Below are 26,876 nucleotides of genomic sequence, written 5' to 3'. Positions count from 1 at the left end.
CACTCCGGCAAGAGTTTGTTAATTTTGCCATCCAAAATCTGGTTACCGGTTTCCGGTTCCTGGTTACCGGGTCAGATACTTCAGGCTTCTTCCTCAGATAACCGGATATCCGAACGGGACAGGCAGGCACAGGTAACCCGTTTTTTCAAGCAAACAACAACATGATCAATATTACACTACCGGATGGTGCGGTGAAACAGTATCCCGAGGGATCGACCGCACTGGACATTGCGAAATCTATTTCCGAAGGGCTGGCCCGGAAAGTATTGGCCGCTGACATCAACGGAGAAGTGTGGGATGCCACGCGTCCTATCCATACGGATGCTACGCTGCGCCTGCTCACCTGGGCCGATACGGAAGGGAAAAGCACGTTCTGGCATTCTTCGGCACACCTGCTGGCAGAAGCAGTGGAATCGCTATACCCCGGTGTGAAATTCTGGGTAGGTCCGCCCGTGGAAAATGGCTTCTATTACGACATGGATCTCGGTGACAACAAGATCACCGAAGAGGACCTGGCAAAGCTCGAAAAGAAAATGAACGAGCTGGCCAAACAGAACAACCTGTTCACGCGTCAGGAGATCAGCAAAAAAGACGCGGTGGATTACTTCAATAAAAAAGGCGACGAGTATAAACTCGACCTGCTGGAAAATCTTCAGGACGGACAGATCACGTTTTATTCCCAGGGACAATTTACCGATCTCTGCCGCGGACCACATATTCCCAATACCGGTTTCATCAAAGCCATCAAGCTCACGAGTGTAGCCGGTGCTTACTGGAAAGGCAGTGAAAAAAATAAAATGCTGACCCGTGTATACGGTGTTACCTTCCCCGCGCAGAAAGAACTGGATGAATACCTGGCCATGCTGGAGGAAGCCCGCAAGCGCGACCACCGCAAACTGGGACGCGAGCTCAGCATCTTTACCATGGACGATGATGTGGGACCCGGCCTGCCGCTGTGGCTGCCCAATGGTACCATCATTATTGAAGAACTGGAGAAGCTGGCCAAGGAAACCGAAGAGGAGGCAGGCTACAAGCGCGTGGTAACACCGCATATCGCCAAGGAAAGTATGTACCTCACCAGCGGACACCTGCCTTATTATCAGGACAGCATGTATCCGCCGATGGAACTCGACGGTACCAAGTACTACCTGAAGTCAATGAACTGTCCGCACCACCACAAGATCTTCGCGGCGGAACCCCGCAGCTATAAAGATCTTCCGCTGCGCCTGGCTGAATACGGAACCTGTTACCGTTACGAGCAGAGCGGCGAATTGTTCGGCCTGATGCGGGTACGATGTTTGCATATGAACGATGCACATATTTACTGTACCAAAGAACAATTCTATGAGGAGTTTCTTGCAGTAAATCAGATGTACCTCAAATACTTTAAGATCTTTGGCATCGATAAGTTTGTAATGCGCCTGTCGCTGCATTCCCCCGAGAAACTGGGGCAGAAATATGTGGACGAGCCCGAGCTGTGGAAAGAAACCGAAGACATGGTACGCGAAGTACTGGTGAAAACCGGCACCCCGTTCGTGGAAGTGCAGGATGAGGCAGCCTTCTACGGTCCCAAAATCGACGTGCAGATATGGAGTGCCATCGGCCGCGAATTTACACTGGCAACCAACCAGGTTGACTTTGCGCAGGGGCGCCGCTTCAAACTGGAATTTGCCACACAGGATAACAAATCGGATACGCCACTGATCATTCACCGTGCGCCATTGGGCACACATGAGCGGTTCATCGGCTTCCTCCTGGAGAATTACGCAGGCAAATTCCCGCTGTGGCTGGCACCGGTGCAGGTGAAAGTGCTGCCGATCAGCGACAAATTCCTGGATTATGCAAAAGATGTGGCAAAGAAGCTGAAAAAAGCGGATATTCGTGCAGAGGTTGACGACCGGCAGGAAAAGATCGGAAAGAAAATCCGGGACACCGAATTGCTGAAAGTACCGTACATGCTGATCGTGGGAGAGAAAGAGATGGAAGAAGGAACAGTAGCCGTGCGCCGCCAGGGCAAAGGCGACCTCGGAACAAAAACAGTTGAAGCATTTCTGGCTGAAGCCAGCGAAGAAAAATCGGAAAGACGGGCCGAATAAAACCGTCACAAGGTCTTCTCTAAGCCGGAAGACCGTACCAAATCAATTTTTAAACTAAAAAATGTAAATGGCAGTACCTCAAAAACCCGGAGGCGGGTTCAACAGACCGCCCGGCGGCGGATTCAGACCCGGCGGCGGTGGCTTTAACAAAGGTGGTTTCAAGGGACGTTTCATGCCCCGTAAAGAAGCCGAACACCGGATCAACCAATTCATTCGCGTACCGCAGGTTCGCCTGGTAGGAGACAACGTGGAAGTTGGTATCTACAACACCCAGGATGCCCTGCGCATCGCCCAGGAACAACAACTGGACCTGGTGGAAATTTCCCCGCAGGTAGATCCCCCGGTTTGTAAGATCATTGACTATAACAAGTTCCTTTACGATAAGAAGAAGAAAGAAAAGGAGATGAAAGCGAAAAGCAAAGTCTCCGAAGTGAAAGAGATCCGTTTTACTCCCAACACGGACGATCACGACTTCGACTTCAAAGCAAAACATGCCGAAGGCTTTTTGAAAGATGGCAACAAGGTGAAAGCCTATGTACAGTTCAAAGGCCGCGCTATTCAATTCCAGGACCGCGGGCAACTGCTCCTCCTGAAATTTGCCGAGCGTCTGGCAGAAGTAGGTGTATTGGAAAATATGCCGAAACTGGAAGGACGACGGATGCTGGCGATGTTCGCACCGAAAGGCGCCAAGAAAAAGTCAGATAAGCCGAAAGAATAAAAGAACACAATCCCCGCAGTAACGCGGGGATTGCCGTTCATGTAAATAATTGACCGACTAAAAGCCTGGCTGACGTATATTGAGACGTTAAAATTATAAACTAAGCCAGGCATGAAGTTAATTCGCTCCTCATTGGCCGCTGCGGCCATTTTGCTGCATCTTGCAGCCGCAGCACAACAACCCAAAGCTGACACTACACGACCTACCGGCGGCCCTCCCGCAGGGCGTGGCGGTGCTGGCGCCTCGCAAGGCCCCAAGCCTTACAAGGAAGTCATTACCGACAAAGCCGTTACCGACGATGGTCTCTTCAGGGTTCACAAAGTAGACGACAAGTATTTCTTTGAAATCCCGGATTCCGTTTTCGGACGTGAGCTACTCGTCGTTAACCGCATTTCCAAATCCGGAGGCGGCATCCGCAACGGATTTTTCGGATATGCCGGCGACCAGATCGGACAAAACGTGGTAGCTTTCGACAAAGGCCCCAACAACAAAGTATTCCTGCGCAATATTTCTTACTCGGAGTATGCCAAAGATTCCCTGTCACCTATGTTCATGTCGGTCAGGAATTCCAATATTCAACCGATCGTAGCGTCTTTTGACGTGAAAGTGTTGCCCACGACCATCACCGGTACCGTGATCGACATCACCGATTATGTGAACAGCGACAACGATATCCTCGGTTTCAACAGCTCCTTCAAATCTGCGCTCCGCATCGGTTCGCAGCAAACCGACAAGTCGTACATCGCTACCGTACGTTCTTATCCGATGAACGTGGAACTGACCACCGTAAAAACTTTTGGACGCACACCTGCACCCGGGGCAATGAGCTCTCCCGGCGGTAACGTTACACTCGAACTGAACAGTTCCTGGGTCGTACTTCCGGCAAAAAAAATGCAGCCGCGTTATTATGATCCGCGCGTGAGTTATTTCGCTGTGGGTTATACCGACTTTGATGCCAACCCGCAGGGGGTGGAATCTGTTCGCCTGATCAAACGCTGGCGCCTTGAGCCGAAAGACGGCGATTGGGAAAAATACAAACGCGGCGAACTCGTAGAGCCCAGGAAGCCTATCGTGTTTTATATCGATCCGGCTACGCCGAAAAAATGGGTGCCTTACCTGATCCAGGGCGTGAACGACTGGGCCAAAGCATTTGAAAAAGCAGGTTTCAAAAACGCGATCTATGCACGCGAAGCGCCGACCAAACAGGAAGATCCTGAATGGAGCCTCGATGATGCCCGCTATTCAGCGATCGTGTACAAACCTTCTGACATTGCCAACGCAAGCGGTCCAAGCATCAGCGATCCCCGCACCGGTGAGATCATGGAGAGCCATATCAACTGGTATCACAACGTAATGCAACTGATCCGCAACTGGTATTTTGTGCAGGCTTCGCCTGTGGATACCGGCGCGCGCAAAATGTTGTTCGACGATGAACTGATGGGCCAACTGATCCGTTTCGTGTCTTCTCACGAAGTGGGACATACCCTCGGTCTGCCACACAACTACGGATCCAGCTCCACGGTGCCCGTAGAAAAACTCCGCGACAAAGCATGGGTAGAGAAAAACGGCCATACGCCTTCGATCATGGACTATGCGCGTTTCAACTACGTAGCACAGCCGGAAGACAATATCTCCCGCGTGGGCCTGTTCCCCCGCATCGGTGACTACGACGACTGGTCGATCGAATGGGGTTATCGCCTGTTCCCGCAGTACGCAAATGAAGATGCGGAAAAAGCGCACCTCAATCAATGGGTGATCAATAAACTTAAAGACAACCGTCTGTGGTTTGGCCGCGAAAACAATCCCGATGATCCCCGTTCGCAGCGCGAGCAGGTAGGCGATGATGCCATGAAAGGAGCTTACTATGGCATCCTTAACCTGAAGCGCATCATACCCAACCTGGAAGCGTGGACACGCGAGCCTAACAAGAACTATGACAACCTGCGTATGATGTATGGCGAAGTGCGCAACCAGTTTGCGATGTATATGAGCCATGTAACAAGATATGTGGGCGGCATCATGGAAACACTACGTACAGTAGAAGAAAAGGGTGTGGTATATGAATACGTACCGAAAGCAAAGCAAAAAGAAGCAGTAACATTCCTGCAAAATAACCTGTTCAAAACGCCAACCTGGTTGCTGGATCAATCGATCTTCGCGAAAACAGGTATCAGCGGAACTGCAACCGTGTTGTCGCTGCAGGAGTCAACGCTGAACAGCCTGCTGTCTGGCCGTAACCTCGGCAAGCTGGTGGAAGGCGAAACGGTTGAAGGAGCGAAGGCTTACACGATCAGCGAACTGCTGAACGATCTGCAAAGCGGTATCTGGTCTGAGCTGAAAACACGCAGCCGTATAGATCCTTACCGTCGCAACCTGCAGAAAGCATACGTTGGTGTGCTGGACAAACTGCTGAATCCTCCGGCCAGCACCATGACGCTGATCGTTGGCGGCGGTGGCGGTGGCCGTTCATCCGGTCCCTCTGCTCCGGCAATTGAAAATTCGGATGTTTACAGTGCGGTGCGTGCCCATCTGGTGTCGCTGCGTGCAGAAGCGAAAAATGCCGCTGCGGGTACTGCTGATGCGATGAGCCGTGCTCACCTGCAGGATGTAGCCAGCCGGATTGATAATATTCTCGATCCGAAGAAGTGATGTGATGATTTGACAATTTGAAGATTTGATAGTGAGTGAACAGGTGAATAGTGAATAGTCAATAGTCAATAAAACAGCCGTGATTAGCCCTTCGAGAGGCCGAGTATCAGCCTGGGGGAGCTAATCACGGCTGTTTACTTATAACCTGGTACTGACAACCCTAAACCTTAAGCCTTAAACCTTTTGCCTTCATAATCAGGCGATTAAGGCGTTGATCAAAAATGTGTTAGGTAAACCAGAACAGAATGTGTACATTTGCGCCCCGTTTTGTTTGGTACAAGCGGATACATTACTGAAGAGGCCCGACAAGGATCCCGACTGTTTGGGAACGCCTCAAAGGTGTAATTAAATAAACAAGGTTATAATGCCTAAAGTAAAAACAAACTCCAGCGCAAAGAAACGCTTTAAAGTGACTGCGACTGGTAAGATCACCCACCAGAAAAGTTTCAAGCGTCACATCCTGACCAAAAAATCTACCAAGCGTAAAAGAGCGCTGCGTGTTGACGGAGTAGTGGCCAAGTCCAACATGAATTTCGTTAAACGCCTGCTGCGCCTGAAATAAGCCGGCAGACCGCGCAGAGCGGTGTTTCAGTTAACCCCAATCTTTACTTTTAAACGCTTAAGATATGCCTCGTTCAAAAAATGCAGTAGCTTCCAAAGCTCGCCGCAAAAAAATATTAAAACAAGCCAAAGGTTTCTATGGCAAACGTAAAAACGTATTAACGGTTGCCAAGAACGTTGTTGAAAAAGGTATGACCTACATGTATGTAGGCCGTAAACTCAAGAAAAGAGAATACCGTTCGCTGTGGATTGCCCGTATCAACGCGGCCGTTCGTGCTGAAGGCCTCACTTATTCTGAGTTCATCAACAAACTGCAGAAAAAAGGAATCACCCTCGACCGTAAAGTCCTGGCTGACCTGGCTATGAACAACCCCGAAACATTCAAAACGCTGGTTGATTCTGTAAAATAAATTCCCGCTTCAGGAGAGAAGGACCACGCTACGGCGTGGTCTTTTTTTGCCTTATACCGCCATTTTCTGTACATTCAGGGTACCATTTCCAACAAATAAACGCTTATGAAAAAGTTCTTCTTTTCCTGCGCGCTTGTACTGGCTGGTTTATTCCTCCAGGCCCAGAACAGACAAATCGGTATCGGTTACAACCTGTTCCTCCCCGGTGGCGAAATGAAAAAAGGTTTCAAGTCCGAACACGGTCTCGACATGGAAATGTTGTTTTCCCTCAAAAAGGCACCCTTTATATGGCTCGGAGCTGACCTGCAGGTAGGCACTTATGGCTCCTCCAGCCGCCGCCAGACCTTCACTTTCCGGGATGGCAGCTCCACCGAAACAGATGTGAACCTCAACAGCCAGATCGGCACCATAGGCGCCCGCGCAAGGTTTGAAAAGCCCCGCACCGACAACAGCAAAAGACTGGTGCCTTACGGACAGATTATGGGCGGACTGCTCAGTATGTACAGCACCCTGTATGTCGAAGATCCACATGACGAAGATGGCTGCCGGCCCCTGGAAAAACGCACGACCGTAAAAGATTATACCTGGTACGCAGGTGGTGGTGCCGGGCTCATGTATGATTTCAGCAAAAGCAAAGCCCGCAACCGCTCCTTCATCGACCTGAGCTTTTCCTGCATAGGTGGCGGCAAACAGGAATATGCCAATATGGGTAAAGTATATGAAACCAATGTTACCAACCCTTCCGAAGGCAAACCGCTCAACATCCGTTTTGTAAACGTAAGCACCAATGAAGAGCACGAACACCGGGTAGCTGATATTTACGAACATCCGGTCAAACTTTTCCAGGTGCAACTCCGGTTCGTCTACCGCTGGTAGCTCCGAAAATATTTCCGGCGTATTTTTTTCAATGTTTTATTTTTGCCCGTTACTTTTTGTTAACCGGGTAGACGACCCGCGCGCCGCGGGCTGATTAAAATGAACAATTCATACAGCGATCTCGTAAAGCAGACATTCAATTTTCCACAGGAAGGCATTGATGTGGTCGATGGGTATCTTCAATTCAACGGCCTTGATCTCAAAGCCCTGATCAACAAGTACGGTACTCCGCTCAAGTTAACTTATCTCCCTAAAATCGGCATGCAGATCAACAAGGCAAAAGCCATGTTCGAAAACGCATTTAAAAAACACCGCTACGAAGGGAAATACTTTTATTGCTATTGTACCAAAAGTTCGCATTTCTCTTTCGTAGTGGAAGAAGCGCTCAAGCATGAAATTCATCTCGAGACCTCTTATGCTTACGATATCGAGATCATCAAGAAGTTGTACGAACGCAAGAAGATCAACAAGGATATTCATATCATCTGCAACGGTTACAAAGAAAAGAGCTACACGCGCCGCATCGCCAGCCTGCTCAACTCAGGATTCCAAAACGTAGTGCCCGTACTCGATAACAAAGATGAGCTGAAAGAATACGCCAAAACAGTGAAGGTTCCGTTCAAGCTCGGTATCCGCGTGGCGGCTGAAGAAGAACCGAATTTCCCTTTCTATACATCAAGACTTGGTATCCGTGCAAAGGATATTCTCGAGTTTTATGTCGACCGCATCGAAGGGTATGAAAGCAAGTTCCAGCTCAAGATGCTCCACATCTTCCTGAACAAAGGCATCAAGGATGATATCTATTATTGGAGTGAGCTGAACAAGATCATCAACCTCTATTGCCAGTTGAAAAAAATCTGCCCCGAACTGGATTCGATTAACATCGGCGGCGGCTTTCCGATCAAACACTCCCTTGGTTTTGAGTACGACTACCAGTTCATGATCAATGAAATCGTGCGCAATATCAAGGCTGCCTGCAAGAAGTCAAAAGTGCCGATGCCGAATATCTATACGGAGTTTGGCAGCTACACAGTGGGAGAGAGCATGGCGCATATCTACAGCGTTATCGGGGAAAAGGCGCAGAACGATCGCGAAACCTGGTACATGATCGATTCATCTTTCATCACCACATTGCCCGATACATGGGGCATCGGTGAAAAATTCCTCATGCTGCCCATCAATAAATGGGATGAAGAATACCAGCGGGTGGTGTTGGGAGGCATCACGTGCGACAGCCATGACTATTACGATTCCGAAGAACATATCAACGAAGTATTCCTGCCGAAAAAAGGCGAAAGTCCCGAACCGCTTTATGTTGGCTTCTTCCATACAGGCGCTTACCAGGATCAGATCAGCGGTTACGGAGGTATCAAACACTGCCTCATTCCTTCGCCACAGCACGTGATTGTCGGCTACGACAACAAAGGTAAATTGACGGATTGGGTATATGCCAAGCAGCAATCTGCGCAGAGTATGCTGCGGATCCTCGGCTACCTGAAGTAAGGGAGTAATAAGTTTTAAGTAATAAGTTATAAGTAAAGGTGAATGAGTTACTCATTCACCTTTTTTCTATTGACCATTCACCATTCACCATTGACCATTGACGACTCAGCGTCCGCGATAATAATGCCTGTGATCCCTCTTCCACGAATGATACTGCGGATGATTATAATAACGGCGATTCATATAACGGCGGTCAAGGTAATAACGGTTGTCGTTGCCGCGCCAATAAGTATAACCCTGCGGACTCCGGTAAAAATACCGTCCGTCACGATAACGGCTGACCGGGAAACCCGGACCGGCCGTGACCACCAGGGAAAAAGATGACGGAGGCGGTGGTGGCGGACCATATACATGTACCTCGCGGCTACTGCCGCAACTGGCAAAAATAACCGTCATAGCCAGTAAAGCGACCGCTGGTACCAATTGTCTTGTTTTCATACGCATTCGTTTTTTCTTTTGGACGAACAAAACATGCAATAGTTTGCCCAAAAAATCACGTTATGCGTCATTTTATCTCCCTCTTAACAACGGTTTTGCTTTTTGTTAATACAAATGCCCAAACAACTGAAGATAGTGTTAAAGCCAGCGTAAACCAGTTGTTCAAAGCCATGCACGATGCCGATGCCGCCGCCTTGCTGGCCGTATTCGACGACAGCGCCGTGCTGGAAACAATCGTCACCACCCGCGACGGGCAGGTGAAGGTGCAGCGCGAGTCGCCCGCCGCATTCGCCGCTTTTTTACAGAAAGAAGAACCGGGCAATGCTGATGAGCAAATCAGTTTCGGAGCCGTTCATATCGATGGTAATATGGCTGTGGTATGGACGCCTTACCATTTTTTTTATAAGAAAAAATTCAGTCACTGCGGAGTGAACGCGTTTACATTGGTGCGCACCGGTGGTCAATGGAGAATCCGCTACATCATCGATACACGTCGAAAAGATCCCTGCCTCAGGAAGCCGGGTCAGTAGCGAGTTTACTTACACGGTAAACAAATATGGCGCATACCAACATGGCGCCCACCACTACTAATCCGAGTATAGGGTAATGCAGCAACGCCGCTTCTTTTGCCGGTTGCACCACGATCGAACCCGCGACGATGGCCGCAATGCCTCCGGCCATTTGCTGTAAAGAACTGTTGATGCTCATAAACGCTCCGCGGTCAGACATAGTAGGGATAGACGTCACCAACGACATGGCGGGCACCATGCGGCTCATAATGCCGACAAACATCACCATGTTCAGTAAAATGATTGCCCACAAAGGTACCGGCACAAGATTGGTGTAAACGAGAACCATGGCCATAGCCAGTGCAGAACCGGCCACAAACAAACTGAACTTGTTGACCTTATCGCTGAGACGGCCGACTACCGGCATGATCACGATCGAGGCAATACCGGTGCAAAGAAAAATGATGGGCAGATCGTCGTGATGAATATGAATATTGTTTACCAGGAAAACGCTGGCAAAAGGCATCATCATAAATCCGCCGACAGACAGCAGGGCAGTGGCGGCAAAACCGGTACGGTATCTTCGGCTCTGCAACGTGTGCCAGAAATGAAGGAAGGGTGATTTGTCGTGTTGTATACTGAGGTGAGCCGTTACAGGTTTTAACAACCAGATGATGGATATGGCAATCAGGATGGCAAGGATCACGATCATCCAGAACGAACTGTGCCAGCCCCAGTTATTGGCGAAGAAAAGACCGGCGGGAATACCAAGCACCTGGCTTACCGCGAAACCCATTTGCACGATGCCCATTACCCGGCCGCGTTGCTGTACGGCAAACAGATCGGCAATAATGGCCATGGAAATGGCACCGATTACGCCGCCGAACAAACCGGTAACAATGCGGGCCGAGAGCAGCATGACGTAATTATTGGACATCGCGCAGAAAGCCGTACCGCCAATAAAACCGATATAGAAGAAAAGCAATAATTTTTTGCGATCGAATTTATCGGCGAAGCCTGCCGCCAGGATGCCGGAAATGCCCGCGCTGAAGGCGTAAGCCGACACTACCCAGCCGAATTGTTTGGTAGAAATGTCCATTGATTTCATCAACACATCGCTGAGTGGAGACAAGACCATGAAGTCAAGAACAACGGTGAACTGCAGCAGCGCCAGCAGGGCAACTACAAACCGCTGATAAGGAGAGAAAGCCGGAACCGACATAAGGTTACTTTTTAAGTGCTTTGTAAAGCGGGGCAAAGATAGGTGAATCGTCAATCGTCAATAAGTCAATAGTGAATGGTGAATAGTCAATGGTGAATCGTCAATCGTCAATCGTCAATAAGTCAACAAGTGAATGGTGAATAGTGAATGGTCAATGCCATGGTTCGTGTATACACGAACCATGGAGTAGAAGCCTTACCCCTTCGCCCCGGCTGTTTACTTAATACTTAAAACTTATGCCCGAAGTATCGGGCGGCTGTTTACCCTACCCCTTACGCCCTACACCTTATACCATCTCTTTAACCTAACTTAGAATCCAAAAACCTCCCCATGCACCGGCTATTTTTATACATAAGCTTTGTTATACTGACAGGTTGTGCTACCAGCAGGAAAACGACCGACACCCCGGACCAGGTCTACAACCGGATTGAAGCGCTTTTCAGCGATAAGGATTTTTTTTCGGCACGTGATCTTTACAAGGCCAGTCAAAGCCAGCTTTCAGAAAAACAACAATGGCTTTGCGAAGCAAAAATCGATAATGTTTTTAATCGTCTCGGTCAGTCCAACGAGCGGATCGCTTCTCTTTTTTCCAAATATGGAAATGAATTAGGCCCTGCCGCTAAGCTGCAACTGCTGGGTCTGCGTCAGACGAACTGCGGAAAGTTGTTTGCCTACGGCGAAGCCTGGGCGGCCATCAATGATATTTTGGAAAACTACCATGCGCAACTCAGCGCAGACGAACGCGATGATTATGCCAACACCCGCAAAATATGGGGCGCATTGCGTGGCGAACCTGCCCAGCAGGTGATTATAGCAGAAAGTACAAAGCTGCAGTTTACACGTGATAAGGTAATGCTCACCAATCTCAAAGTAAAATCCGGCGATGCGGAAGAAGATTTTGTATTTGACACGGGTGCTAATCTTTCCACAGTTACAAAATCCACTGCCCGCACATTTGGTATGCGCATCATGCCTGATACGCAAATTGAAGTAGGAGCGATCACGGGCATTAAGGTAAATGCCGAACTGGCGGTTTGTCCTTCTTTCAAAATCGGTGAGATTGAAGTACGTAATGCCGTATTCCTGGTGTTCCCTGATTCTGCCCTGGCTTTTCCGCAGATCGGTTACCAGATCAATGGCATCATCGGCTTTCCCGTGATCGAAGCTTTCGGGGATTTCCAGATTACCCGCAAAGACGAGTTGATCGTGAATAAAACATTCATCACCTGCACCGAGCAGAATCTTGCACTGGACTTCTTAACGCCCATTCTGCAACTGGACGGCGACAATTACACCTTCGACTCCGGTGCCCGCGGTACGCAACTGTACCAGAAATATTTCCGTAAGCACCGCCAGGATATTTCCAAACGTTACAAAACCACGCAACTTTCCTACAGCGGCGCCGGCGGCACCATGACGGCTCCCGGCTATTTTGTAACGTTTAGCCCAAAGATCAACGGCGTGCCCGTGGCGGTAGACTCGGTACAGTTGTTCAGGGATGCTACCAACCCCGAAAGGGCACACTTTTACGGCAACATCGGCCAGGATCTCATCGGCAAGTTTGAAAAGCTACATTTCAACTTCCGCGATATGTGTTTGCGTTTCGAATAGGCATCGGAAACTTGTCAAATGTCAATTTTTCAATGCTTTTATTGAACATATCCAAGAAAAACGGGGTATTTTATTGTCATATTCCCGGTCTTCTTATTATTGCAAATAATCTTGTCAAATCCGGAAACAGTAAGCTGCCACCGGAATAAGTAACGAACCTATACCGAATGGAGGAGTTGTTGGTCAAGGGATACCAACCTAACCTGTGTAAGAGAAAGACGCTTTTTTTTGTACGATTTTTTTGCTGCTGGATAATATACTGGTTATGTAGTCTGTGTATCCCGTCATACGCACAGCCTGCCACCGCGGGCGACCCATATAATTTTGTCTACCGGAGCTGGAACAACGAGTCCGGCCTGCCGCAGAACACTGTGTACCGCGTTGTACAGGACAGTACCGGTTATCTGTGGGGTGCAACGGAAGAAGGATTGTTTCGTTTCGATGGTGCAGAGTTCTCGCTCATCAACATGGCGAATACGCCATCACTTATTTCCCATACTTTTTATGACTTTGCTGTTTCCGGCCGTAACGTATGGGCCGCAGGCAGCAATTCTGTCGTGCGTCTTTCGCACAAAGTGGAGCGGGTATGGGACCTGCGCGACCAGGTGAGTGGCGGATGGATCAAAAGCATTGAATTAGACAGAAAAGGTAAACTGTGGATCGGTACCAGCAATGGAAGGCTGCTGGTGCTGAATGGCGATTCCATTTATAATTATCCGCAATGGGAACGTGGTATGGGCTCTTCCATTGAAGTCATCAGGCAAAGTGCACACGGACTGCTGATCGGTACATCGCAGGGGCTCTACCGCATCAGTGGCAACGATCCTGTACCGCGTCCGCATCCCTTGTTCAATGGTGTGGGAATACTGGCAATAGAACCCGCTGCCGATGGCTCGATATGGCTGGGAGCGGCATCGCGCGGGCTGTGTCATCTGTCAACCGATACCACCTGGTATTCAGACAAAAACGGATTGAGGGAAAACTTCATCAATAGTTTGCATTACTCATCTGACGGAAGGCTGTGGGTCGGTACCCGCAGCGCAGGATACCAGGTAATGGAAAACGGCAAACTGGTCACACCGGCGCAGGCAGGCCACGAACACGATGGTATCCGTTCCATCTTAACAACGAGCAAGGGAATTGTGTGGATGGGCACCACTTCGTCGGGATTACTGCAACTGCGCCCGGCACTGCTCGGCGGACCGATGCCACAACAAGAACTTGCCGGTAAAATCATCCTCGCTATCTATCAACATCCGAATGGCGATCAGTGGATCAGTACGGCCGGAAAAGGCGTGCATCGCTGGGCCAACGGTTTGCTTACCAAATTCGATCAGACAAATGGATTGGCCAACAATGTGGTATTGTCGATCTATGGAAGAGGGGATTATGTCTACATCGGCACTACGAATGGACTTACGCGTTTCAATAACACAACCGGCCGTATCGACCGGCAATACACCACAAAAGACGGACTGCTGAACAACGGCGTCATATGCCTTTTCAATGACTCGCGTAACCGTCTCTGGATCACTACACGCCTGGGTGGGCTGCATGTGATGGATGAGGACGAGGTGATAAAAACGGTAGAACCACCATCGGGCGACAGGCCCAATATTATAGCGGCTTATGAAGACAAACAGCAGAATATCTGGTTTGGTACCCGTGGAAACGGTGTATTCAAAATGGACAGGGAAGGCCATATAGCGCGGTATCATCACAAAGAAGGATTCCAGGGGGAAATTGTGTATGACTTTTATACCGACCGGGAAGGTGATATGTGGATGACGACGGATGTGGGACTGATCGTACAATACGAAGGAAAATTTCAACTACTGGATAAAACAGCCGGATTATTTTTCAGGGAATCCTACCGTATGCTGGAAGACTCAAAAGGTTTTTTGTGGCTCACGGGCAACCAGGGATTACAACGGGTATCTGTGGAAGAAATGATCCGCGCAAAAAAAGCAGGTGGTAAAAACCGGATGGCGGTGCGATTATTCAATGCATTTGACGGTATGCCCAATGCTGAAACCAACGGCGGATTTTATCCTGCAGGATGGGCGATGGCTGATGGCACGCTCTGGTTTCCTACAGTGCAGGGTGTATCGGTTGCCGATCCCGCCAACATTGGTAAAGAAAGTAACGACCTCAACGTATTGATCCAATCGCTTCGGTTTGGTGATCATACATTTTATCCCGGTATTGATGATATTGAAATACCGCCGGGTGTATACAATTTCGAGATCCGTTATACGAGTATCGATTTTTCCAAGGCTTCGGATATTCAATACTATTTCAGGCTGAAAGGCACGGACGAATGGACGCCTACAGGTAATAAACGCGTCGTATACTTTTCTTCACTGGAGCCCGGCAATTATGCTTTTGAAGTAAAAGCCGAGCGGTACGGGCATTGGTCGCCGACGGCTCAACTGAACTTCCGCATCAAACCCTACTTCTACGATACGTTGTGGTTTAAAATAATATCGCGCACATTGTTCTTACTCATCATTGCGGGAATATTCTGGGCAGTGAGAAGAGCGTTGCGGCGTAAGTTGCGGGAGCAGCAACTGATCACACGTGCGCAGATCAATGGACAGGAAAAAGAACGACAATTCATCAGTTCGGAACTGCATGACAGTGTCAATCAGCAACTGACCACTGCCAAGATCTACCTCGACTATGCGAAAAGTCAGGAAGGAAACCGGCAGGAGCTGATCGAGAAGAGCGAGGAAATGGTGCAGTCGGTGATCAGTGAAATACGTACACTTTGTAATTCGCTTACACCTCCCGGATTAAAAGATATAGGGCTGGAAGAAGCATTGGAGGACCTGGTAGGATCGTATACATCAGTAGGAAAATTTGAAGCGCAGCTTCGTTTCGATGTGGATCCTGAGCAATTGGACGAAGAACTACAATTTACCATATACCGGATCACGCAGGAGCAGTTGAACAATATTGCGCGGCATGCACAGGCGAAAAATGTGTGGCTGTTCTTTCATGTAAGTGCGCAGACGCTGCACATGTCGATCAGGGATGACGGGCGGGGATTTGATGCGCGTACCCAGCCGTTTGGCATGGGCTTCACGAATATCCGCAACCGGTTACTGCTGTTCCAGGGAAAAATGGAGCTGCTGACAACACCTGGCCGCGGTTGCACGCTGGAAGTGCATGTTCCCCTGAAGAAACGATAGGATGATTTAGATTTGTCCGGCTGTCAAAAAAATCGTTATTTTGCGGCCCTGACGGCCCGGTAGCTCAGCTGAATAGAGCAACTGCCTTCTAAGCAGTAGGTCATTGGTTTGAATCCAATCCGGGTCACAAAAGCGCAATTTATAATTGCGCTTTTTTCGTTGAAAGCCCGCTACCGGTAATGGTTTAACTAACTGCTACCATTTATACGTAATCAAACAAAACCAGGAAAAGCGGAGCCTGTTTGGGGGCTTTTTGGGGACCCGACTTTATCGTTCCCAGTGTAAAAGGAGTTTGAAGCTTGGTGAACGAAATGTCTCCACAGGCTCCAAGGTTTTAAGCGATGATTGGAATAATGACCTTGAAAGAGGCAAGAATTGTCAGGAAAAATGAGGGTAGTGGTCCTTTCTTAACTTAAGTGAACGAGTCGGGACATCTTGCCAATCGACCTTTGCATTACATTTAATAACAGTATTGACATGCAAAAGAAGATTGTATTTTTCGCTTTGACCTTAATGATGACAGGCAGTTTACAAGTGAATGCACAAAATGTCCAACAAGACAGTACTTACAAAAAGTATTTTGTTGGGAGTACATTCCTGATGCTGGGAAATTTTATTCCGAATGACCGTAATCCACCTCATTTTATGCAACTGAATCTTGGATACAGGATCACATCTAAAGATGTTGTTTTCCTGGAATTAAAAAGATCCAGGTTTGCTTATCCGTTAGGTATTCCCTGGGGAAAATCATTTGATGCGCCGGGAGAAAACTATCCCGGACATGTGCGCCAAAATGTAATTGGATTAGCGTACAATCGTTTTTGGTGGAAAGGATTATATACAGGCGTGCATGCAATGAATGCTTTTCAAAGATATTATAATGAGGATGATAAAAAGATTGCAAATGGATTCACCTTATTTATGACCTACCGTTTGGGTTACCAGGTTAAACTATTTAAAAACCGTTTCTTTATAGAACCATCTGTCGGTTTGACTCATTGGCCTGTAAAAACGAATACGCCACAATCTTTTAAAGAAAAGGAAAGTAAATGGCCGGGATACTTTGGTTTTGAACCCGGACTTCATTTTGGGTTTAATTTTTAATTGATCTGTTAACTAAAAGTATTTTTCGCTCACTCCTGCAAAACAGCCATGGTTCGTGTATACACGAACCATGGCTGTTTTAAAATTCACCTCTCAGGTCTTTCAAAAAACTGAACTGTTTTTTGTTATGCTCATAAAATGATGCAGATGAATACTTGTAGCTGCAAGGATCGGCAGCCAGTTGCCAACGTCCTGCGAGCGGATTGTTGTGGAGATAATCCAGCTTTTGATAAGCTATTTGCCGGTTGTAAAGCTGAATCGCCAGGGAGTCGCGTTTCCAGAATTGATATTTTTTATTGGCGGTATTTACCATAAATGGCAATAGCCTGGCAGGGTTCTCACAGGTAAGTTTGTGTTTGAATTCCTGCGCGGTATGTTTTAGAAACGAATGATGCGGACGTTGCTTTCCGTTCATTTTATTTAATCGCCATATAAAATGAACATGATTGGGCATTACTACGAAAGCAAATATATCCACCAGGTTTTTTTCGCTGAGGTAACAAAGAGAGTTAATAACAATCTTCTTGTAAGTATCGTCCAGCAGTAATTTGTTCCATTGGTGAATAGTTGCCGTCCAGAAGTAAATCTCTTCCATTTCCATATAAGAGTTCCGCCGAGGTGACGGTAGGATTTTATTCATCATCGGGCGAAATTATTCCTGGCAATAAATATGTCAATGTGAAAATGACGTTCAGCAGATGAGGCTTTCCTTGACAGGACGTTTAGATGGAACTTTTCCTCCCTTGGTTCGTGTGTACACGAACCAAGGGTTTGGGGGTGATTTTTCTTCAGGTGGGCGAACGTTTCCCTCCCTGGTTCGTGTATACACGAACCAGGGGTTTGGGGGTGATTTTTCTTCAGGTGGGCGAACGTTTTCCTTCCATGGTTCGTGTATACACGAACCATGGGTTTGGATGGGATGATTTTTTTTTAAGGTAGGCGAACGTTTTCCCCCCATGGTTCGTGTATACACGAACCATGGCTTTGGACGGGAAATTTTACCTACTCACGACTGATCGTAATTTGATATTTTTGCGCCCTAACACGTTTGTATGCCCGATACTTTTTTTTACGGCACCGACCGGCTCACTTCCAGCAAAGCTATCGCTATTGCCCGCGGCCAGCTCAAAGCCAGCCTCAATGACGAAGCTACCGCACGCGTACTCGCCAGCCAGGGTGAAGTAGCTCAGATCGTCAGCACCGGCCGCACCGTCTACGGCGTCAATACCGGCTTCGGAATCCTTGCCAATAAGCCTATTTCAGAAGAAGATACCGCCACACTTCAATACAAGATCCTGCAAAGCCACAGCGTGGGAGTAGGCGAACCTATCGCTCCGGAAGTGTCGAAGCTCATGCTCATTACCAAAGTGCAATCTCTTGCACAAGGGTACAGCGGGGTGCAATTGTCCACTTTACAAAGGATCATCTGGCATATCGACAACGACATTATTCCCGTAGTGCCAAGCCAGGGAAGCGTCGGCGCTTCCGGCGATCTGGCCCCTCTGGCACATCTCTTCCTTCCACTTATTGGTTTGGGTGAATGCTGGGTTAATGGCGAAAAGAAAAAGACTGCCCGGGTGTTGCAACAAAACCAATTATTGCCAATCCAACTTGGTCCTAAGGAAGGACTGGCACTGATCAACGGCACGCAATTCATTCTTTCCTTCGCCGTAAAAGCGGTGCAACGGATGCATAATTGCCTTGAGGCTGCCGATATCATCGGCGCCATGACGCTTGAAGCCCTGACAGGTACCAACGCACCGTTCGACGAACGCCTGCACAAACTCCGGCCTTATGCCGGCAACCGGCTCGTAGCACAACGCCTGCGCCTGATCCTGCGTGATTCTGCCATTATGCAAAGCCATGTGGACTGCGGACGTGTACAGGACCCTTACAGCCTCCGTTGCATGCCGCAGGTACACGGTGCCAGCCGCACAGCCTGGTTTCATTTAAAAGAATTGACCGAAACGGAACTTAACGCCGTTACTGATAACCCGATCATTTTTTCCGCAACAGATACCATCAGCGGTGGAAACTTCCACGGGCAACCACTCGCGCTGCCACTCGATTATGCCTGCTTTGCCGCAGCAGAGATCGGTAATATTTCCGATCGCCGTTGTTATTTGCTGCTGGAAGGCAAATGGGGTTTGCCGATGTTGCTCATGAAAGATGTAGGATTGAACAGCGGCTTCATGATCCCGCAATACACCACTGCTGCTTTGGTAACGGAAAACAAAACACTTTGCTTTCCTGCAAGCGCCGATAGTATTCCTACTTCACTCGGACAGGAAGACCATGTGAGCATGGGCAGCATCAGCGGGCGCAAACTCAACCAGGTGCTTGATAACCTCGAAAATATCCTGGCGATCGAATTGCTCAGCGCCTGCCAGGCGATTGAATTCCGCCGTCCGCATCGCAGCAGCGAAGTGCTCGAGTTTGCACATGACCTTGTGCGCAACTACGTAAGCTTTGCCGAGGAAGACCGCATTTTTGCTGAAGACATCAACCTGGTGGCAGGATTGATCAAAGATTTTTCTTTCGTGGAAAAAGTAGACGCCTTTACTGCCGCGCGCGATATCCGGCTCAACGAAGGGTATGCCGAATTTACCTATTAATAAAAATCATTCATCCGATAAACAGTTTACTATGTCTTACGATCCGGTTAAATATAAAACACCCACGGGGTCCACGCTCACTACCAAAGGCTGGGTGCAGGAAGCGGCACTCCGCATGTTGCTCAACAACCTCGATCCCGAAGTGGCCGAACGTCCGGATGAATTAATAGTGTACGGCGGCCGCGGTAAAGCTGCGCGCAACTTCGAGGCACTCGACAAGATCATCGCCAGCCTGAAGTCATTGGAAAATGATGAAACATTGCTGATACAATCCGGCAAACCCGTCGGCATTCTTCGAACCCATCCCGATGCACCACGTGTTTTGTTATCCAATTCCCAATTGGTGCCTAAATGGGCTACCTGGGAACATTTCGATATGCTGGAGAAAAAGGGATTGATGATGTACGGTCAGATGACCGCCGGCAGTTGGATTTATATTGGCAGCCAGGGCATCGTACAAGGAACCTACGAAACCTACGGAGCCGCGGCCGACAAACATTTCGGCGGTACACTCAAAGGCACATTGAATGTAACGGCCGGTCTCGGTGGAATGGGTGGTGCCCAACCACTCGCCATTACCATGAATGAAGGAGTGGCACTCATCGCCGAAGTGGAAGGCTGGCGCATCGATAAACGCATCGAAACACGCTACCTCGATGAAAAATTCACCGATATCGACGCAGCCATCGATCAGGCTTTGCTTTACAAACAAAAAGGGGAAGCACGCAGCATCGGTGTCCAGTGTAATGCCGTACACCTGCTGGAAAGATTGATTGAGAGAAAAATCATTCCCGATACTTTAACGGACCAGACCTCCGCGCACGATCCGCTGATCGGGTACTGGCCGCATGAACTGAGCTACGAACAGGCAACTGAATTACGCAAGATCAATCCCGATGAATATGTTGCATTGGCTTATAACAGCATGGTGAAACATGTAGAGCTGATGCTGGAATTGCAAAAGCTGGGCGCGATTACGTTTGATTATGGCAACAATATCCGCGCACGCGCGCAGGAAAAAGGTGTGGCCAATGCATTCGATTTTCCCGGTTTTGTTCCGGCTTATATCCGCCCGCTTTTCTGCGAAGGCAAAGGCCCTTTCAGATGGGCGGCTTTGAGCGGCGATCCTGCTGACATTGCCGTTACCGATGAAGTAATCGGCAATTTATTCCCTGATAACAAAGGCCTCCAACGCTGGTTGCGCCTCGCCAAAGAAAAGATTGCGTTTCAGGGTTTGCCTGCACGTATCTGCTGGCTCGGACAAGGAGAAAGAGAAAAAGCCGGTCTTGCTTTTAATGAATTGGTACGCACCGGCCGCGTAAAAGCTCCAATTGTGATCGGCCGGGATCACCTCGATACAGGCTCAGTAGCAAGTCCCAACCGGGAAACCGAAGCCATGCTCGATGGCAGCGACGCCGTGGCCGACTGGCCATTGCTGAATGCATTGGTCAATACGGCTGGCGGCGCCTCATGGGTGAGTCTTCACCACGGCGGCGGGGTAGGCATGGGCTATAGCATTCATGCAGGGATGGTAATTGTAGCGGATGGCACAGCCGAAGCCGATGCACGACTTGCCCGCGTATTGCGAAACGATCCGGGGATGGGCGTTATCCGCCATGCCGATGCAGGTTATGACATTGCGAAGGAAACCGCGAAGAAACACGGACTAACTATCTGATATATAACAACTACCATCTATTAAAAATGAACAAAAAACGAATTCTCTGGATCACTGCATTATGCTTAAGTTTATTTGCTTCCTGCACAAAAGATACTGCAGCAAATGAATCACCAGAACCTCCGGATCCACCTCCACCTCCGGCTGCAGTGGATAATGAAAAAGTGGCCGCGATTGTGGTGAGTACAGTCGTCGATATTCCAATATTGCCCTATTCCGCGACGAGTTTCAGCGTATATGATACATCGGGCACACGCCAGTGGAATGTTACATTTGACAAGCAGATTTATCCGCCGGTGATAACCAACGGTAAAGTAGTTGCGGTGTCTGAATATGAACTGCGGGGATATGATCTGAAAACGGGAGCATTGTTGTGGTCTAACTCTTCAAATGGTTACAGACTGGTCAATGATGTTGTTTCCCGAAATGATACCGTCATCTGCTCAACGTTGTACGGTACCCGGGCGTATCTAGCCGCCTATAGCGCCATCGATGGGAACTTACTATTTTCTACTCACATTCCGGCGCAGTCGGGTTACGGATTTAATAAAATGGCCTGGCATGAAAACGCGGTTTACTTTACTTTGTATGATGGACCATACAGTACAAAATTTGTTAAGTACAATACGCAGTCTAAATCTATCGAGTGGGAGCAGTTTCAACAGACCATTAACGTTACAGACTTTGGTAACGCAATTGTTGCAGGAGACCTTATGGTGACTGTGGGCGGTGGCAGTATTGGGGCATTGAATAAACACACAGGATCAGTGGCCTGGAATAAACGTGGTCAATTTTCAAGACCATTCTCTGAGAATGGGCGAATCATCGCGCTGGACAGTAGTAAGATATTGAAATCCATCGATCCGGTGAACGGCGGCATGATTCAAAGATGGCCGGTTGCCGATAATCTTGGTTTATCTATTTGGCGCTATACTATCTACAATAAAAAAGCCTACCTGTACAATATTCATAACAACAGTTATTATCTAACTGCTTTTAATATGGGAGAGAATACACAGGTGTGGAAAACGGACGTATACCCAGGAGGAGGACTCAATATTAAATATGGCGGCAATAAATTGTTCTTATATGGTTCGGACGAAAACGGCCGAAATGGTTTTAGTATTTACAACGCAGCTACCGGTGTATTGCAAAAGCACGTGGATATTGAAGACAGGTATATGAATTCTTTGTCATTAATAATGTCTTCAGGGCGAATAGGGTACTGATACGGACCTTATTAACATAACAGCCGGCTAATCTAACAAAGCCGGCTGTTTGCTTTCTATCTCAACTAAAACTAATCAACTTGTTTTTTACGCGTTGCTTCCGCAATCGTATTCATGCGTACAATGAATAACAGCAAGGCTACCAGCAATCCTACTGCCATTAAATAGATCAGGAACATGCCATAGTCCCGCTGCAGAGAGGGCGGCAGATAGTGTGTTTCGAGTTTTGATGGTTTTACGAACGGCGCATCACTTTCTTTTTGGGTACTGGCATTGATGTATTCAACGATGCTTTTGATGTTGTCGGAAGTAAGATCAGCATGATCGGGCATCACCACCTGGTTGAACTGATGATAGATCGCTACCGCATCTTTATCGCCGCTTTTGATCAGGGCCTGCGATGATTGTACAAATTTTACGATCCAGTCCATAGAGCGGCGCTGATCAACACCGGCCAGCGCAGGACCCGTGAGTATACGGTTTACATTGTGACAGGCTGCACAACGACTTACAAATATCGTCTTGCCATCTTCGACGGGATTGGCATAGAGCCCTCCTCCGGAGATGATCAGCAGAAAGGCAACAAGCAGGGATCTATTTTTCATGTTTCAGTTTTTTAATGTCAGTTATGAGTTGGGCTACTTCGGTATCACTGGTGCCGTCATAATATCCTCTTATACGCTGTTGCTTATCCAGGAGTACCAGTTTTTCACTGTGAATAAAGTCATTCGGCCCGCCATCGCCATCGGTGGCTACTACGAGAAAGCTGTTGCGCGCGAGTGCGTAGATTGATTTTTTATCGCCTGTGAGCAGGTCCCATTGATGCGTATCGAGCCCGAACCGGTGCGCATAAGTGGCCAATTGCGCACTGCTGTCATTTTCCGGGTCAACTGTAAAAGAACTGATCCATACGCCCGCATCGTCGGAGAAGGCTTGTTGCACCTGGCGCAGATGGGTCGTCATCTTCGGACAAATGACCGGGCAATGCGTGAAGAAGAAATTCGCCACCACGATCTTTCCATTCCATCGATCCTGCGTTATGGTTTCACCTTTTTGATTCTGCAGTGCAAACGCCGCAATCCTGTGGTCTTCTTTGCCGAATATGGGAAGGGTTTCCCATTTGCGTTCGTACAGGTTCACCATCGCGTATACCGTAAAGGGCAGCGCAAAGACGATCAGGATAAAGAGCCGGATGGTTGTGTTCTTTTTCATGGTTTAACCGTTTCAGTTTTATTCTCAAGCGGCATCGGGTTGTCGATATTGTACCTTGGCGCACCGGGGCCGCTGTTTTTATTTACATTGATCAGGGCAGGTATATAAGCCAGTAGAATGATCACGATCATGGCTGCCAGCCAGGGTTTGAAACGATCGAAAAGCGGTACACGTTTTTCATCATGAAATGCTTCGGCGACGGGAATATCCAGTTGGCCTTCTTCGGTTTTCTTTTTGAAAATGGTGCCGAAGAATACGACTACGAACAACATACCGGCAAGGAACATGATGACTCCGCCGAGCAGGGCGATGGTGGTAGTGGGTACCCAGTCGGGGCGGAACTGCGCGCTTTCGGGATTCAGGTAAGAGATACCGAGATTGGTACGGCGTGGTTCACCTCTCAATCCTCCCCAGCTCATACCGAAGGAAAAAATCAGCATGCCAATCATCCAGAGATAGGGAATGATCGCATTCACCGAGGGCATGAATATTTTTTTACCACTCATGCGGGCATACAGGTATAAACTCATTCCCACAATACCGAGGAACACCGGCCCCGCAACGGTCATGTGAAAGTGACCGGGCAACCAGGCTGTATTGTGTATCACATTGTTGAGCGAGTAAGAAGAGTTGATAATACCGGTTACGCCCCCGAAAATAAACAGGATCAAACCGCAGATGAAATAGCCAAAGAGGAATTTGTCTTTGTTCAGGTACGGCAGTTTCGCCATCCATCCGAATAATCCTTTCGCACCGCGCTTGCGGCCTGCATATTCGAGCGAAGCGGCAATCGTGAATGCTGTGATAAAACTCGGAATGGCTACACCATAGGTCAGCAAACCGTGGAAGAATTTCACACCACGTGTGATGGTAGGGTCGCTGTATTGGTGGTGAACGCCAACGGGAATGGAAAAAATGAGAAACAGAAATAAAGCAATGCGTCCTGCGAGATCGGAATAGAGCTTGCCACCCGCCACCTTCGGCAGGATGGTGTAGAACATGATATAAGCCGGCAACAACCAGAAATAAACCAATGCATGTCCGAAGAACCAGAAAAGTGTTCGGGCCAGGTTCACATTCACCGTTTTGGTCCAGCCCATTGACCAGGGTATTAACAATACCAATACTTCATAGGCTACGGCCAGTGTACACATGAACCAGATGATGAAGTTGATGAGCGTTCCCAATACCGCCAGTGGCGTTTTGGTTTCGGGATGCTCTTTTTTCCAGGCATTGTACATGCGTACCCAATCGAACAACGGCACCCATGACCCGACAATCAGCAGGGCGGCACCAAGATAGAATAATGGATGGGCCTTCAGTGGGGGGTAAAAAGTATAGAGTACCGATGCTTTACCCATCAGCATCGTTGCCGCAGCCAGCAACACACCGGTGAGCATCAGCCAGAAGCTGAGCCACATCAGTTTTTTGTTGGGTTCTTTTTTGAAATAAAAAGCCATGGTCGCATGACCAAACGCCACGGCAAAAAAGGTGGTCAGCACCAGCGCGTTGATTACGCCGTGAAGGGTGAGTCCCTGGTAGTAATCCAGTTTCAGGAAGGAAGTCTGGTGCAATACGCCCGCCCTGTACACGGTCTGCATTAATCCGTGATATATACCGATGATCAGCAAGGCTACCGGTATCGCCAGTTCGAGGTAAATAATCCGTTTGAAAGTTTTGCTTACTTGCATAAATCATCGTTTTATTTGGCAGTAGGATAGTTGACAATAACCTGGGCACGCATGTTTTGATGACCCACTCCGCAATACTCATGGCATACGATATCATACACGCCGGGTTTGTCAAATTTTACGGTGGTCTTATTGATGGAGCCATAAACGGCCATCATGTTTACATTCTTCTGCGCAATGTTGAACCCGTGAACCACATCTTTGGAAGTGAGATAAAAATCCACTTCGCTGCCGACGGGTACATAGATTTCACCCGGTTCAAATTGCCACATGGAAGCCACTGAAAACACCTGGTAGGTAGTTGAATCGATTTTGTTGATTTTGGGTTCGGTATACACCTTGTTATAAGGAAGACACTCAGGCAGGTCTGTCTGGTATTTGTTTTTCGCATACAACAGCGAAAAAATAAACAGCCCGATAACAGAAAGTGTGATGATCAGCACCCGTTTTTCAAATTTGTCAATTTTCATAAAAAAAATTTAGCTGCGTTCGATCATGAGGGAATAGATGCCATACCAGAAGAGGAGGGAGAGCACAACCAGTGCGATAAAAAAGGCCATCGCTCCTTTTGGGGTGAATTTTTCTTTCTTTTCTTGGGGTTCCATGTGTATTGATTTGATTGCCCGGCAAAACTACCTGTCCGCTTTTTACACACTGATGACATGACGCTCCTGACGAACTGATTTATATCAGGCAGACTGCATGACATAAATCAGCCGATGCCATTAGCGGATACTTTTCTTTTACAGTTCAAACGGATGGATATTATGTTTTTACAGGATAATGCTATTACCGGGGAGACGGTTGTAAGAGATATTGTGCAGGCTGATTATCGGACGGCGGCGGTGTTTGATGCATATGGCATCGACTACTGCTGCGGGGGAAGATGGCCCGTTTCTTCCGCCTGCCTGATGAAAGGCGTTCAGCAGGATGAACTACTCGATAAACTCCGGCAGGTAACCCGGACGCTCACTTTGTCTACGACACATGCGTTCGAAGAATGGGATATCGATTTCCTGATCGATTATATCCGGCGCGTGCATCATACTTATCTGCGTAATAATTTGCCACCACTGAGTGAGGCCCTGGACCGTTTTGCCGGCAAACACCGGAATAAATACGCGTACATACCCGCCCTGGAGGAACTATTCATGCGCTTCAGCACCGAAACCCTGCAGCACATTAAACAGGAAGAAGAAGTATTGTTCCCATACATCCTCCAGGTAGCGCATGCTTATGCCGATAAAGATTCGCTGGCAACCTTACTGGTTAAAACACTCCGAAAACCCCTGCCGCCGGTGATGGAACAGGAACATGCTATTTTCAGCAACTACCTCCTGCCGGTCCGGGAACTTACATCGTTGTATACGCCACCGGAAAACGCGTGCACCAGTCACCGCGTGCTGTTCGGACGCCTTCGGGAACTGGACAATGATCTGTCGCAATACCTCTATCTTGAGACGTCGATTCTTTTCCCGCGGATCATCAATATGGAAAAGGAATTACTGGGGACTTGAAAGGCACCTGAATTTTCACTACCTTAAGCGCCCGGAGAAGACC

Annotated in this window: 23 protein-coding genes and 1 tRNA gene; 16 read left to right on the top strand and 8 right to left on the bottom strand. The window is 48.3% G+C overall.

Annotation, left to right across the window (positions count from 1 at the left end; translation table 11 throughout):
- Positions 1-161: 161 nt before the first annotated feature.
- The 7 genes from thrS to H608_RS0110325 all read left to right on the top strand — a co-directional run bounded on the left by thrS (position 162) and on the right by H608_RS0110325 (position 8,813).
- Positions 162-2,096 (top strand): threonine--tRNA ligase, encoded by a 1,935-nt coding sequence (gene thrS, locus H608_RS0110355; RefSeq protein WP_028787622.1) that lies wholly within the window; start codon positions 162-164, stop codon positions 2,094-2,096.
- Positions 2,097-2,163: 67 nt separating this feature from the next.
- Complete coding sequence (infC, locus tag H608_RS0110350; protein ID WP_028787621.1) at positions 2,164-2,814, top strand: translation initiation factor IF-3; 651 nt, start codon at positions 2,164-2,166, stop codon at positions 2,812-2,814.
- A gap of 111 nt (positions 2,815-2,925) precedes the next feature.
- Positions 2,926-5,463, top strand: coding sequence for a zinc-dependent metalloprotease (locus H608_RS0110345; RefSeq protein ID WP_028787620.1), 2,538 nt, complete (start codon positions 2,926-2,928; stop codon positions 5,461-5,463).
- A 364-nt stretch (positions 5,464-5,827) separates the two neighbouring features.
- Complete coding sequence (gene rpmI / locus H608_RS0110340; RefSeq protein WP_028787619.1) at positions 5,828-6,025, top strand: 50S ribosomal protein L35; 198 nt, start codon at positions 5,828-5,830, stop codon at positions 6,023-6,025.
- Positions 6,026-6,089: 64 nt separating this feature from the next.
- Positions 6,090-6,434: a 50S ribosomal protein L20 gene (gene rplT, locus H608_RS0110335; protein ID WP_028787618.1), complete on the top strand. Its 345-nt coding sequence runs from the start codon at positions 6,090-6,092 to the stop codon at positions 6,432-6,434.
- A 105-nt stretch (positions 6,435-6,539) separates the two neighbouring features.
- Positions 6,540-7,310 (top strand): hypothetical protein, encoded by a 771-nt coding sequence (locus H608_RS0110330; RefSeq protein WP_028787617.1) that lies wholly within the window; start codon positions 6,540-6,542, stop codon positions 7,308-7,310.
- 99 nt (positions 7,311-7,409) lie between these two features.
- Positions 7,410-8,813, top strand: a complete 1,404-nt coding sequence (locus tag H608_RS0110325; protein ID WP_028787616.1) for a type III PLP-dependent enzyme domain-containing protein — start codon at positions 7,410-7,412, stop codon at positions 8,811-8,813.
- A gap of 105 nt (positions 8,814-8,918) precedes the next feature.
- Here H608_RS0110325 and H608_RS0110320 read toward each other — a convergent pair whose 3' ends face one another.
- Complete coding sequence (locus H608_RS0110320) at positions 8,919-9,251, bottom strand: hypothetical protein (protein WP_155990118.1); 333 nt, start codon at positions 9,249-9,251, stop codon at positions 8,919-8,921.
- Positions 9,252-9,313: 62 nt separating this feature from the next.
- Between H608_RS0110320 and H608_RS0110315 the strand changes: the two genes are divergently transcribed.
- A complete protein-coding gene (locus tag H608_RS0110315) occupies positions 9,314-9,781 on the top strand; it encodes a DUF4440 domain-containing protein (RefSeq protein WP_028787614.1) in 468 nt (155 codons plus the stop codon).
- Here H608_RS0110315 and H608_RS0110310 read toward each other — a convergent pair.
- Positions 9,762-10,982, bottom strand: a complete 1,221-nt coding sequence (locus H608_RS0110310; protein ID WP_028787613.1) for an MFS transporter — start codon at positions 10,980-10,982, stop codon at positions 9,762-9,764. The two genes, H608_RS0110315 and H608_RS0110310, sit on opposite strands and share 20 nt — an antisense overlap.
- Positions 10,983-11,312: 330 nt before the next feature.
- Here H608_RS0110310 and H608_RS0110305 point away from each other — a divergent pair, with 330 nt between their 5' ends.
- The 4 genes from H608_RS0110305 (at position 11,313) to H608_RS0110290 (ending at position 16,891) form a co-directional block, all read left to right on the top strand.
- On the top strand, positions 11,313-12,593 hold the full coding sequence (locus tag H608_RS0110305) for a retropepsin-like aspartic protease (protein WP_028787612.1): 1,281 nt from the start codon (positions 11,313-11,315) through the stop codon (positions 12,591-12,593).
- Between the two features lie 371 nt (positions 12,594-12,964).
- Complete coding sequence (locus H608_RS0110300; RefSeq protein ID WP_028787611.1) at positions 12,965-15,787, top strand: sensor histidine kinase; 2,823 nt, start codon at positions 12,965-12,967, stop codon at positions 15,785-15,787.
- A gap of 53 nt (positions 15,788-15,840) precedes the next feature.
- Positions 15,841-15,914 (top strand) — tRNA-Arg (locus H608_RS0110295).
- A 350-nt stretch (positions 15,915-16,264) separates the two neighbouring features.
- On the top strand, positions 16,265-16,891 hold the full coding sequence (locus H608_RS0110290; protein ID WP_028787610.1) for a hypothetical protein: 627 nt from the start codon (positions 16,265-16,267) through the stop codon (positions 16,889-16,891).
- A gap of 79 nt (positions 16,892-16,970) precedes the next feature.
- Here H608_RS0110290 and H608_RS0110285 read toward each other — a convergent pair whose 3' ends face one another.
- Entirely contained in the window at positions 16,971-17,486 is a 516-nt protein-coding gene (locus tag H608_RS0110285) for a transposase (RefSeq protein WP_211227053.1), read from the bottom strand.
- Positions 17,487-17,943: 457 nt separating this feature from the next.
- Here H608_RS0110285 and hutH point away from each other — a divergent pair, with 457 nt between their 5' ends.
- The 3 genes from hutH to H608_RS0110270 are packed head-to-tail and all read left to right on the top strand — an operon-like array spanning position 17,944 to position 22,413.
- Complete coding sequence (hutH, locus tag H608_RS0110280) at positions 17,944-19,506, top strand: histidine ammonia-lyase (protein WP_028787608.1); 1,563 nt, start codon at positions 17,944-17,946, stop codon at positions 19,504-19,506.
- A 31-nt stretch (positions 19,507-19,537) separates the two neighbouring features.
- Complete coding sequence (hutU, locus tag H608_RS0110275) at positions 19,538-21,184, top strand: urocanate hydratase (protein ID WP_028787607.1); 1,647 nt, start codon at positions 19,538-19,540, stop codon at positions 21,182-21,184.
- Between the two features lie 26 nt (positions 21,185-21,210).
- Positions 21,211-22,413 carry an outer membrane protein assembly factor BamB family protein gene (locus H608_RS0110270; protein ID WP_028787606.1) on the top strand — a complete coding sequence of 401 codons (1,203 nt, stop codon included), beginning with the start codon at positions 21,211-21,213 and terminating at the stop codon, positions 22,411-22,413.
- Between the two features lie 71 nt (positions 22,414-22,484).
- On the opposite strand, the gene H608_RS0110265 is transcribed toward H608_RS0110270, so the two are convergent.
- From H608_RS0110265 to H608_RS24250, 5 genes are read right to left on the bottom strand one after another with little or no spacing between them, the layout of a single operon-like run.
- Positions 22,485-23,018, bottom strand: coding sequence for a c-type cytochrome (locus H608_RS0110265; protein WP_028787605.1), 534 nt, complete (start codon positions 23,016-23,018; stop codon positions 22,485-22,487).
- Complete coding sequence (locus tag H608_RS0110260; protein ID WP_028787604.1) at positions 23,008-23,625, bottom strand: SCO family protein; 618 nt, start codon at positions 23,623-23,625, stop codon at positions 23,008-23,010. The genes H608_RS0110265 and H608_RS0110260 overlap by 11 nt, the downstream gene beginning before the upstream one ends.
- Complete coding sequence (locus H608_RS0110255; protein WP_028787603.1) at positions 23,622-25,316, bottom strand: cbb3-type cytochrome c oxidase subunit I; 1,695 nt, start codon at positions 25,314-25,316, stop codon at positions 23,622-23,624. The genes H608_RS0110260 and H608_RS0110255 overlap by 4 nt, the downstream gene beginning before the upstream one ends.
- 11 nt (positions 25,317-25,327) lie before the next feature.
- A complete protein-coding gene (locus tag H608_RS0110250) occupies positions 25,328-25,786 on the bottom strand; it encodes a cupredoxin domain-containing protein (protein ID WP_051268203.1) in 459 nt (152 codons plus the stop codon).
- A 9-nt stretch (positions 25,787-25,795) separates the two neighbouring features.
- Positions 25,796-25,921, bottom strand: coding sequence for a cytochrome c oxidase subunit 2A (locus H608_RS24250; protein WP_081658852.1), 126 nt, complete (start codon positions 25,919-25,921; stop codon positions 25,796-25,798).
- Between the two features lie 114 nt (positions 25,922-26,035).
- Here H608_RS24250 and H608_RS0110240 point away from each other — a divergent pair, with 114 nt between their 5' ends.
- Positions 26,036-26,833 (top strand): DUF542 domain-containing protein, encoded by a 798-nt coding sequence (locus H608_RS0110240; protein WP_081658851.1) that lies wholly within the window; start codon positions 26,036-26,038, stop codon positions 26,831-26,833.
- Positions 26,834-26,876: the final 43 nt, after the last annotated feature.

It is taken from the genome of Terrimonas ferruginea DSM 30193 (assembly GCF_000425585.1).
GTDB classification, from domain to species: domain Bacteria; phylum Bacteroidota; class Bacteroidia; order Chitinophagales; family Chitinophagaceae; genus Terrimonas; species Terrimonas ferruginea.
Note: the sequence above shows the minus strand (reverse complement) of the source record. Positions and strands in the feature narration are given on the sequence as shown.

Bases quoted from the DNA above. Each gene is read 5' to 3' on its own strand.
- hutH (WP_028787608.1), top strand. From the start codon at position 17,944: ATGCCCGATACTTTTTTTTACGGCACCGACCGGCTCACTTCCAGCAAA.
- H608_RS0110330 (WP_028787617.1), top strand. From the start codon at position 6,540: ATGAAAAAGTTCTTCTTTTCCTGCGCGCTTGTACTGGCTGGTTTATTC.
- H608_RS0110345 (WP_028787620.1), top strand. From the start codon at position 2,926: ATGAAGTTAATTCGCTCCTCATTGGCCGCTGCGGCCATTTTGCTGCAT.
- thrS (WP_028787622.1), top strand. From the start codon at position 162: ATGATCAATATTACACTACCGGATGGTGCGGTGAAACAGTATCCCGAG.
- H608_RS0110320 (WP_155990118.1), bottom strand. From the start codon at position 9,251: ATGAAAACAAGACAATTGGTACCAGCGGTCGCTTTACTGGCTATGACG.
- H608_RS0110255 (WP_028787603.1), bottom strand. From the start codon at position 25,316: ATGCAAGTAAGCAAAACTTTCAAACGGATTATTTACCTCGAACTGGCG.
- H608_RS0110325 (WP_028787616.1), top strand. From the start codon at position 7,410: ATGAACAATTCATACAGCGATCTCGTAAAGCAGACATTCAATTTTCCA.
- H608_RS0110265 (WP_028787605.1), bottom strand. From the start codon at position 23,018: ATGAAAAATAGATCCCTGCTTGTTGCCTTTCTGCTGATCATCTCCGGA.
- infC (WP_028787621.1), top strand. From the start codon at position 2,164: ATGGCAGTACCTCAAAAACCCGGAGGCGGGTTCAACAGACCGCCCGGC.
- H608_RS0110270 (WP_028787606.1), top strand. From the start codon at position 21,211: ATGAACAAAAAACGAATTCTCTGGATCACTGCATTATGCTTAAGTTTA.
- H608_RS0110285 (WP_211227053.1), bottom strand. From the start codon at position 17,486: ATGGAAGAGATTTACTTCTGGACGGCAACTATTCACCAATGGAACAAA.
- hutU (WP_028787607.1), top strand. From the start codon at position 19,538: ATGTCTTACGATCCGGTTAAATATAAAACACCCACGGGGTCCACGCTC.
- H608_RS0110305 (WP_028787612.1), top strand. From the start codon at position 11,313: ATGCACCGGCTATTTTTATACATAAGCTTTGTTATACTGACAGGTTGT.
- H608_RS0110315 (WP_028787614.1), top strand. From the start codon at position 9,314: ATGCGTCATTTTATCTCCCTCTTAACAACGGTTTTGCTTTTTGTTAAT.
- H608_RS0110260 (WP_028787604.1), bottom strand. From the start codon at position 23,625: ATGAAAAAGAACACAACCATCCGGCTCTTTATCCTGATCGTCTTTGCG.
- H608_RS0110240 (WP_081658851.1), top strand. From the start codon at position 26,036: ATGCCATTAGCGGATACTTTTCTTTTACAGTTCAAACGGATGGATATT.
- H608_RS0110250 (WP_051268203.1), bottom strand. From the start codon at position 25,786: ATGAAAATTGACAAATTTGAAAAACGGGTGCTGATCATCACACTTTCT.
- H608_RS0110290 (WP_028787610.1), top strand. From the start codon at position 16,265: ATGCAAAAGAAGATTGTATTTTTCGCTTTGACCTTAATGATGACAGGC.
- rplT (WP_028787618.1), top strand. From the start codon at position 6,090: ATGCCTCGTTCAAAAAATGCAGTAGCTTCCAAAGCTCGCCGCAAAAAA.
- H608_RS24250 (WP_081658852.1), bottom strand. From the start codon at position 25,921: ATGGAACCCCAAGAAAAGAAAGAAAAATTCACCCCAAAAGGAGCGATG.
- rpmI (WP_028787619.1), top strand. From the start codon at position 5,828: ATGCCTAAAGTAAAAACAAACTCCAGCGCAAAGAAACGCTTTAAAGTG.
- H608_RS0110310 (WP_028787613.1), bottom strand. From the start codon at position 10,982: ATGTCGGTTCCGGCTTTCTCTCCTTATCAGCGGTTTGTAGTTGCCCTG.